Raw genomic sequence first — 9,048 nt, 5'->3', positions numbered from 1 at the left:
AAACCGAATCGACTCAGAAAACCGGATTACCAAACTTCTTCCGCAATAAAGACACCAATGCGCAAGATGAGCTGCAAACCCCACGTGAACACCTGATTACCTGGTTATCCGATTGGGTACGTGACTACGGCATTGACGGCTTCCGTGTCGACACCGCAAAACACGTTGAAATGGAAGCGTGGGCAGAGCTGAAAGCCAGCACCACCCAAGCGCTTGCCCAGTGGAAGCAAAACAACCCGGACAAAGCCTTGGATGACTTACCTTTCTGGATGACGGGTGAAGTGTGGGCACACAGCGTGGTGAAAAGCCCGTATTTCGATAACGGCTTCGATTCCATCATCAACTTCGAGTTCCAATCTGACGTAGCACCAAAAGCGCTGAAGTGTTTCGCTCAACTTGATAATGATTACCGCCGCTATGCAGAACGCATCAATACCGATCCTGAGTTCAACGTGTTGAGCTACCTGTCTTCACACGATACACAGCTGTTTTGGTCAGCGCGCAGCCGCAGCTTTGATGACCAAGCACGTGCAGCGAATGCACTGATGCTGGCTCCCGGTGCAGTACAGATCTATTACGGTGATGAGATAGCTCGTGATTTTGGCATTACTGGTTCAGACGCCCACCAAGGCACACGCTCAGATATGCCATGGGATAAGATTCATGGCGAGCGTGAAGATCTGCTGCAACATTGGCAAAAGTTGGGTGAATTCCGTAAACGCCACCCAGCGGTTGCTCAAGGTAAGCACATCACTCGCAATCAAGAAGGTTACTACGCGTTCGAACGCCAATACCAAGACGACAAGGTGCTGATTGTTTACACCGGTGAGTAAATCACACTCTTTCCACCAGCAAGGGAAGCATAAGCTTCCCTTTTTTATTGTTCTTTTTGCCCTTTTGTCTCGTTCCTCTGGTCTGATGACGCACTTTTTTCTTTTTCGGCTTAATTCACACTTTGCGTTAATTACACATTGAGGTAAGGTCAAGGATTACTCGATAAGCCGATAAAACATCGGCATAAACATACACAAAGCAATCACAATGAATTAGGTATAAGTCAGCATGCAGTTCTCAAAGTTTGGTGAAAAATTTAATCAGTATTCAGGTATTACGCAGTTAATGGACGATTTGAATGATGGCCTGCGCACACCAGGTGCCATCATGCTCGGTGGAGGTAATCCTGCCGCCATTCCTGCCATGCTCGATTACTTTCACCAAGCCAGTGAGGAAATGCTCGCCAGTGGGGAGCTCGTCGCCGCCCTCGCCAACTACGATGGCCCGCAGGGTAAAGACGCGTTCGTCAAAGCGCTAGCTCAGTTATTCCGTGAAACTTACGGCTGGGATATTTCCGAAAAAAACATCAGCCTAACTAACGGTAGCCAAAGTGGCTTTTTCTACTTGTTCAACTTGTTGGCAGGTAAACAGCCAGACGGTTCGCACAAGAAAGTGCTACTGCCTATCGCGCCTGAATACATCGGTTATGGTGATGCTGGCATTGATGAAGATATCTTTATCTCTTACCACCCAGAAATCGAGCTGTTAGATAACGGCCTGTTTAAATACCACGTCGATTTTGAGCAACTCGCCGTCGACGACTCTGTTGCGGCAATCTGCGCGTCTCGCCCAACTAACCCAACGGGTAATGTACTGACAGATGAAGAAGTACGTAAGCTGGACAAGCTAGCACGTGAGAACAACATCCCGCTGATCATCGATAACGCCTACGGTCTACCTTTCCCGAACATCATCTTTGAAGATGTCGAACCGTTCTGGAATGAAAACACCATCCTATGCATGAGCCTATCTAAACTTGGCTTGCCAGGTGTGCGTTGTGGCATTGTGATTGCGAGTGAAGAAATCACTCAAGCGTTAACCAATATGAACGGCATCATCAGCCTAGCGCCGGGCAGTGTTGGTCCAGCGCTGGCAAACCATATAATTGGCAAAGGTGATCTGCTTAAACTGAGTTCAGAGGTGATTAAGCCGTTCTACAAGCAAAAATCACAACGTGCGGTTGAACTGCTCCAACAAGCAATTACCGATGAGCGATTCCGCATCCACAAGCCGGAAGGCGCTATCTTCTTGTGGTTATGGTTTGATGAACTGCCAATCACAACAATGGAACTGTACCAACGCTTGAAAGCGCGTGGCGTATTGATTGTCCCTGGTGAATATTTCTTTATTGGTCAGCAAGACGAGTGGGATCACGCGCACCAATGCCTGCGTATGAACTACGTTCAAGATGATGAGATGATGCAAAAAGGCATTGCGATTATCGCTGAAGAAGTGGAAAAGGCTTACCGCGAAGGTAAATAGATGGATTGAACTCAGCCGTTCTTCTCTTTGAAATTACGGCTTTAAAATAGCGGATTTGAAAACCCCAAACTAAAAAGAGCGCCCATATGGCGCTCTTTCTCATTCTATAACTGGGTGGTTAACTGATTAGTTGTTCTCAATCAGGTTGTTACCACCGATAGCAATCTTACGTGGTTGCATGGCTTCAGGGATTTCACGAACTAAATCGATATGAAGCAGACCGTTTTCCATTGATGCACCGACAACTTTTACGTAATCCGCTAGCTGGAATTTACGTTCAAAATCACGTTCTGCAATACCTTGGTAAACGTAGTTTTTGCCTTCTTCTGCTTTACGTTCGCCCTTCACAATCAACATGTTTTCGTTTTGAGTCAGATCGAGCTGTTCTTCAGCAAAGCCAGCAACGGCCATAGTAATACGGTAGTTGTGCTCGTCTTTTTGCTCAATGTTGTATGGAGGGTAACCGCCAGAAGTATTTTTCGCTGTATTCGCTTCCATCAGGTTTAGCAGACGATCAAAGCCAATTGCATTACGGTATAGTGGTGAGAAATCTACATTACGCATAAATCTATCCTCTTAATTAAGCAATAGTCTTAGTTCAGATGAGTTTCATCCTACTGGCGTGTTTATGCAAAAACCAACGCCGAACTAAGAGATTCTTATCATTCCACTGGCCTTGGTTTGGCTCGGAGACATGATATTGAATCTAAAGGTTTAAGTTGTGTGCTAAAACGCCATATCCTCTTCTGAGCGATCTCGTTTTAGCGATTTCAGAGGGCTGGTCTTCTAGTCTCTAGCAAGCCAGTCACCCTCTTCGTAACTAGATATAAGGTCGTCAAAAATGACTTTCAAGGGAAAAAATAAAAAATTTTTAAAGCATCCACTATCCCCTTGAACAGCTTAGTTCCTCATCACTTCGCGATCTGTGATAAAAAGCCCGCCGTTCTGGGGGGCTCAATCTACACTTTACTTGCGGGAGGATTTACGCGCTTTTACAACGTCCTTTTCTGCCGCCTTTTCCTGCTTTAGTTTGCGCTTTTCTTTTAGACTCAACTGCGGTTGTTTCTTTTCTTTCTTACTCATGACTTCACCTCTATTTATTGGCACAACAGACAACCACACAGCATTTTCTGAGCTGGTGGCTGCGATTGATGAACAATTTCAGTAATCACAAAGCAGCGTCGCTGATTAAAAATTTCCACTTCGAGCGCATCATTTTTAGCTCGACCTAACAGTCGAGACCCCAAATAAGAATCGACCGCGAGCATACCTGTCATGGGTTGCCCCTTACGCGAGCTGACCAATGTCATGCGATATTGATAGGCGCGTTCAACATCCACTAAGCGAACCGTGTCCCCAACCGCAATACGAGCTCGGTTACGGCAATGGGCTTGTTGCTCGCAGATTTCAAATAGCGATAACAACCTTAGTGGTGATTGATAGGTTAAAAAGCGACTGGTTAACCACCAAGTTCGCAGCGCCAAGCAGTACGCTGAGAACCAGCGTTCAAACATGATTATTTCCTTCTTAATGCCTTGTCTTACAAATAAATTCAGTGCATTGAACCGGAAGTGCATCACTTCCGGCTTAGTTCAGGAAAGTCATCACCATTTTCTTAGTCTCCTTATTCATCAGCTCTTCAGCACTATAGCGAGCAGAAAAAAGAAAGCAAAAACGCTCAAGCGAACAAAATGGCGAGAAAAAAAGAAAACAGAAATAAAATGGCAGGCTTGATCGGGTTGTTGGCAGTTAGTACCAGAAAAACATCCGCTTTAGCAGAAAGTGGCGATTTTAGCTGGTGGTACAACAAAAAAAGCAGCGATTTCTCGCTGCTTTTTACTATCACGAACAGTGTCGTTATACGTCTAGGTTCGCTACTTTCAGTGCGTTCTCTTCGATGAAGTTACGACGAGGTTCTACTTGGTCACCCATTAGCGTAGTGAACAGTTGATCTGCACCTACCGCATCTTCAATCGTTACCTGCATCATACGACGAGTTTCTGGGTCCATGGTGGTTTCCCAAAGTTGGTCTGGGTTCATCTCACCTAGACCTTTGTAGCGCTGACGGCTTAAGCCACGCATTGACTCTTTCACTAACCAGTCAAGCGCTTCTGCAAAGTTTGCCACTGGCATAGTACGCTCACCACGTTTGATGTACGCGCCTTCTTCCAGAAGTCCATCAAGTGCTTCTGATAGATCAGCCAACTTGCCGTACTCTTTCGAGTTTAGGAAGTCGATGCTAATTGCATGTTCGTGCGTCACGCCGTGAGTACGAACCACAATCTTAGGCAAGTTTAAGCCTAGCTCTTCGTGCTGCTCAACTTCGTAGCTGTACTGGCTTGCACCCACTTCTTTCGCATTCAGCTGTTCAATAAGCTGCTTCGTCCAAGCTTCCACAACTGATGCGTCATGGCATTGCTCTGGCGTTAGGCGAGGAGTGTAAATCAACTCGTTTACCAAAGCACTTGGGTAGCGACGGCTCATACGTTCCGCCAGTTTAATACCCGCATTGTACTGTTGAACAAGCTTCTCTAGTGCTTCACCAGCCAGTGCAGGTGCTTCTGCGTTTACGTGTAGCGATGCATTATCCAGAGCTAATGATACTTGGTATTGGTTCATCGCTTCTTCATCTTTGATGTACTGCTCTTGTTTGCCTTTTTTCACTTTGTATAGTGGTGGCTGAGCGATGTACACGTAACCACGCTCGATAAGCTCTGGCATTTGACGGTAGAAGAAGGTCAACAGTAGCGTACGGATGTGCGAACCATCGACATCGGCATCGGTCATGATGATGATGTTGTGGTAACGAAGCTTGTCCGGGTTGTACTCGTCACGACCGATACCACAACCTAGTGCGGTGATCAGTGTTGCTACTTCTTGAGAAGATAGCATCTTGTCGAAACGTGCTTTTTCTACGTTAAGAATCTTACCTTTTAGCGGTAGGATCGCTTGGTTCTTACGGTTACGGCCTTGTTTTGCGGAGCCGCCTGCCGAATCACCCTCCACTATGTATAGTTCAGAGAGTGCCGGGTCTTTTTCCTGACAGTCTGCAAGTTTACCTGGAAGGCCAGCTAGGTCTAGTGCACCTTTACGGCGCGTCATTTCACGAGCTTTACGCGCAGCTTCACGTGCACGTGCTGCATCGATGATTTTCGAACAAACCATCTTCGCTTCTGTCGGGTTCTCAATCAGGAACTCAGACAGTTTTTCACCCATTGCAGACTCAACAGCTGATTTCACTTCAGAAGAAACTAGTTTGTCTTTTGTTTGGCTTGAGAACTTAGGATCAGGCACTTTCACCGAAACAACCGCAGTTAGACCTTCACGCGCATCGTCGCCTGAAGTCGCTGTTTTCGCTTTCTTCGAGAAACCTTCTTTATCCATAAAGCTGTTCAATGTACGTGTTAGCGCAGCACGGAAACCAGCAAGGTGAGTACCACCATCACGCTGTGGGATATTGTTGGTAAAGCAGAAGATGTTCTCTTGGAAACCATCGTTCCATTGCATCGCCACTTCAACTGAAATGCCGTCTTCACGCTCAGAGTTAAAGTGGAAGATTTTTTCGATGATTGGCGTTTTGTTGGTGTTTAGGTGATCAACGAACGCTTGAATACCACCTTCATACATGAAGTGATCATGTTTGTCCGCTTCACGTTCATCAACCAATTTGATCGACACACCAGAGTTCAGGAATGACAGTTCACGCAGGCGTTTCGCCAGAATGTCATAGTGGAACTCAGTGTTAGAGAACGTTTCGGCACTTGGCCAGAAACGAATTTGTGTACCGGTTTTATCCGTATCACCCACAACGGCTAGTGGCGCTTGAGGCTCACCATGTCGGTAGGTTTGCGTATGGATATGGCCACCACGATGAATCGTTAGCTCAACTTTCTCTGATAGTGCGTTTACTACTGAAACACCTACCCCGTGAAGACCACCCGATACTTTGTATGAGTTATCGTCGAACTTACCACCCGCGTGAAGAACCGTCATGATTACTTCTGCTGCAGAGACATTTTCCTCTGAGTGGATTTCTGTTGGAATGCCACGACCATCATCGCTAACGGAAACCGAGTTATCCTCATGAATTGTCACAACGATGTCTTTACAGTGACCTGCCAACGCTTCATCAATTGAGTTATCCACCACCTCGAAAACCATGTGGTGAAGGCCGGTGCCGTCGTCCGTATCGCCGATGTACATTCCTGGACGCTTACGTACCGCATCCAGACCCTTCAGTACCTTAATACTCGATGAATCGTAATTTTCAGACATGAGTTTCTCTCTTCTAGTTTGACTCTATCCTGCCATGTTCCACATGAAACAATTTACCGTTATCGTCCAACATATCGGCGATTTGGCTTTCAGTGATAGAGCTTACAAATACTTGTGCGCCCGTCTCTTTTAAGCAGTCAGCAAGACGCTTGCGACGTTGGCTATCTAATTCCGACGCGAAGTCATCAATTAGGTAAATGCATTGTTTACCGGCCATCTCTGTCAGGTGTTGCCCTTGCGCTACACGCAATGCACACACCATGAGTTTTAATTGACCGCGTGACAGAACATCTTCAACGGGCGTTCCGTTCACTTTAATGCGCAAATCAGCTTTGTTTGGGCCACTAAAGGTGTATCCCAATGCCTGATCACGCTCAAAATTCTTTTCTAGTATCTCGTGGTATGGAGTGTCTTTATCCCAGCCACGATAATACTTCAATTGGATCTCAAATTCTGGCAAAAATGTCTGACAGATAGTTTCTGCGACAGTTTTCATCTGCTCGATGTAACTTGCTCGCCATTGGCTGATGTTTTCAGCCAATCCTGCCATTTCCTGATCCCAATAACTGAGCTCACGATAACTATTGGCGGTTTTCAACAACGCGTTGCGCTGCTTGTTCAGGCGCTTGAACCTTCCCCATGCTTGATAAAAAGCGGGCTCGGTATGAAACACGCCCCAATCAATAAACGCACGACGATGTTTAGGGCCATCTGTCAGTAAATCAAACCCTTCTGGGTGTATCAACTGCAGAGGCAGAACTTGTGCCAGCTGCGCTAATTTTTGTCCAGATTGACCGCCTATTTTAACCTCTGTTGAGCCATCACGCTGCTTATTAATGCCGATAGGTAGCTCAAATTGATCCGAGTTCAAAAAACGACCATGAACAAACAGTTCGTCACACTCATTTTGTATCACTCGTCCGGTGAGAGAGCTCTTGAATGAGCGGCCATGCCCGAGCAGATAAACCGCTTCTAAGACACTGGTTTTACCGCTGCCGTTCGGCCCGATAAGAAAGTTAAAGCCTGCTGATAACTCAATATCACAGGCTTTAATGTTTCGAAACTGCTGAATGATGAGACGAGAAAGAGGCATTCAGTTGGCTTATAGACGAATTGGCATCACCACGTACATGGCACTGTCATCGTCGGCATTTTCAATCAACGCGCTAGCGTTAGCATCCGACATCGACACACGTACATTTTCACAACGCAACGTGTTCAGAACATCAAGCACATAGCTTACGTTAAAGCCGATTTCGATAGCGTCACCTTCAAAGGTTACATCAAGCATCTCTTCCGCTTCTTCTTGTTCTGGGTTATTCGCGGTTATGCGCATTTCAGTATCAGCCAGATTCACACGCACGCCACGGAATTTTTCGTTGGAAAGAATCGCAGCACGAGAGAAGGCTTGGCGCAACTCGTCACAACTTGCTATTAGGGTCTTATTGGTGCTCTGAGGCAATACACGGCGGTAGTCAGGGAAACGACCATCAACCAACTTAGAGGTAAAAGTAAAGTTATTCACCTCAGCACGAACATTGGAGCTACCGATCTGAAGTACTACAGGCTGCTCTGGCGCATCCATCAACTTTACTAATTCTTGCACACCTTTGCGTGGCACGATGATTTGCTTCTGCGCAAAGTCTGCACCTAGCTGAGTTTGCGATACCGCCATACGGTGGCCGTCCGTCGCCACGCTGCGTAACGTGGTGCCGTCAATTTCAAACAACATGCCGTTGAGGTAGTAACGAACGTCTTGATTCGCCATCGAGAACTGAGTTTTGTCGATCAGCGTACGTAGATCGGCTTGGCTCAGTGATACTTCCACTTCGCTTTGCCAGTCTTCAATATTAGGGAAATCGTTCGCAGGAAGTGTTGCCAATGAGAAACGGCTGCGACCAGAGCGAACTTGTACGCGATCACCTTCTAATACAAATGTGATGATCGCATCGTCCGGTAAACCACGGCAGATATCGAGAAACTTACGAGAAGGAACGGTAATGCTGCCCGCTTCAAAATCACCTTCTAGCGTCACTTTGCTTACTAACTCTACTTCAAGATCGGTTGCCGTCATCGACAATACGTTCTCTTCTACTTTAAGAAGTAGGTTACCCAAGATTGGCAGAGTTGGTCGGCCACCTAAAGCGCCCGAAACCTGCTGTAGCGGTTTGATTAAATGACTACGTTCAATGGTAAATTTCATGCTTGGCTCTTTACGCTGTCAGCTCAATAAATGATTTGCTTAGAATACCGTTATTCTAACCGATTACGAAGACAGGGTGCGAATCAAGTTAGAGTAATCTTCTTTAATGTCGTGGCTCTCTTCACGCAGCTGCTCAATCTTGCGACAAGCATGAAGTACGGTCGTATGATCGCGGCCCCCAAACGCATCGCCAATTTCAGGCAAGCTATGGTTGGTTAGTTCTTTTGCTAACGCCATGGCCAGCTGACGAGGAC

At 46.4% G+C, this 9,048-nt stretch carries 8 protein-coding genes; 2 read left to right on the top strand and 6 right to left on the bottom strand.

Translation table 11 applies throughout. The annotated features are described in order from the left end of the window. Both IQR33_RS33780 and IQR33_RS20345 read left to right on the top strand, forming a co-directional pair. Positions 1-833 (top strand): alpha-amylase family glycosyl hydrolase (locus IQR33_RS33780; protein WP_265575799.1); only part of this gene is annotated, 833 nt, incomplete at its 5' end. Positions 834-1,062: 229 nt separating this feature from the next. Beyond that, positions 1,063-2,316, top strand: a complete 1,254-nt coding sequence (locus tag IQR33_RS20345) for a valine--pyruvate transaminase (RefSeq protein WP_017635592.1) — start codon at positions 1,063-1,065, stop codon at positions 2,314-2,316. A gap of 126 nt (positions 2,317-2,442) precedes the next feature. Here the strand turns inward: IQR33_RS20345 and IQR33_RS20340 are convergent, their stop codons facing one another. The 6 genes from IQR33_RS20340 to IQR33_RS33775 all read right to left on the bottom strand — a co-directional run. Further along, positions 2,443-2,880, bottom strand: a complete 438-nt coding sequence (locus IQR33_RS20340) for an Hsp20 family protein (RefSeq protein WP_005378857.1) — start codon at positions 2,878-2,880, stop codon at positions 2,443-2,445. A 533-nt stretch (positions 2,881-3,413) separates the two neighbouring features. After that, positions 3,414-3,830, bottom strand: coding sequence for a GreA/GreB family elongation factor (locus IQR33_RS20335; protein ID WP_017635594.1), 417 nt, complete (start codon positions 3,828-3,830; stop codon positions 3,414-3,416). A gap of 343 nt (positions 3,831-4,173) precedes the next feature. After that, complete coding sequence (gyrB, locus tag IQR33_RS20330; protein ID WP_005378841.1) at positions 4,174-6,591, bottom strand: DNA topoisomerase (ATP-hydrolyzing) subunit B; 2,418 nt, start codon at positions 6,589-6,591, stop codon at positions 4,174-4,176. 13 nt (positions 6,592-6,604) lie between these two features. After that, the gene (gene recF, locus IQR33_RS20325; RefSeq protein WP_005378839.1) at positions 6,605-7,684 is read right to left on the bottom strand and encodes a DNA replication/repair protein RecF; all 1,080 of its coding nucleotides are present in this window, start codon (positions 7,682-7,684) and stop codon (positions 6,605-6,607) included. A gap of 9 nt (positions 7,685-7,693) precedes the next feature. After that, complete coding sequence (dnaN, locus tag IQR33_RS20320) at positions 7,694-8,794, bottom strand: DNA polymerase III subunit beta (protein ID WP_005394106.1); 1,101 nt, start codon at positions 8,792-8,794, stop codon at positions 7,694-7,696. A gap of 63 nt (positions 8,795-8,857) precedes the next feature. Next, a partial coding sequence (locus tag IQR33_RS33775) for a helix-turn-helix domain-containing protein (protein WP_322631791.1) occupies positions 8,858-9,048 on the bottom strand: 191 nt, incomplete at its 5' end.

Origin of the sequence: Vibrio sp. OPT46 (assembly GCF_015163535.1) — a bacterium.
Classification (GTDB): domain Bacteria; phylum Pseudomonadota; class Gammaproteobacteria; order Enterobacterales; family Vibrionaceae; genus Vibrio; species Vibrio alginolyticus.
The sequence above is the reverse complement of the archived record's forward strand: the minus strand, read 5'-3'. Positions and strand labels throughout refer to the sequence as shown.

What these genes read in the sequence shown, in the direction of transcription:
- IQR33_RS20345 (WP_017635592.1), top strand. Translation starts at nt 1,063, where the DNA reads ATGCAGTTCTCAAAGTTTGGTGAAAAATTTAATCAGTATTCAGGTATT.
- IQR33_RS20340 (WP_005378857.1), bottom strand. Translation starts at nt 2,880, where the DNA reads ATGCGTAATGTAGATTTCTCACCACTATACCGTAATGCAATTGGCTTT.
- IQR33_RS20335 (WP_017635594.1), bottom strand. Translation starts at nt 3,830, where the DNA reads ATGTTTGAACGCTGGTTCTCAGCGTACTGCTTGGCGCTGCGAACTTGG.
- gyrB (WP_005378841.1), bottom strand. Translation starts at nt 6,591, where the DNA reads ATGTCTGAAAATTACGATTCATCGAGTATTAAGGTACTGAAGGGTCTG.
- recF (WP_005378839.1), bottom strand. Translation starts at nt 7,684, where the DNA reads ATGCCTCTTTCTCGTCTCATCATTCAGCAGTTTCGAAACATTAAAGCC.
- dnaN (WP_005394106.1), bottom strand. Translation starts at nt 8,794, where the DNA reads ATGAAATTTACCATTGAACGTAGTCATTTAATCAAACCGCTACAGCAG.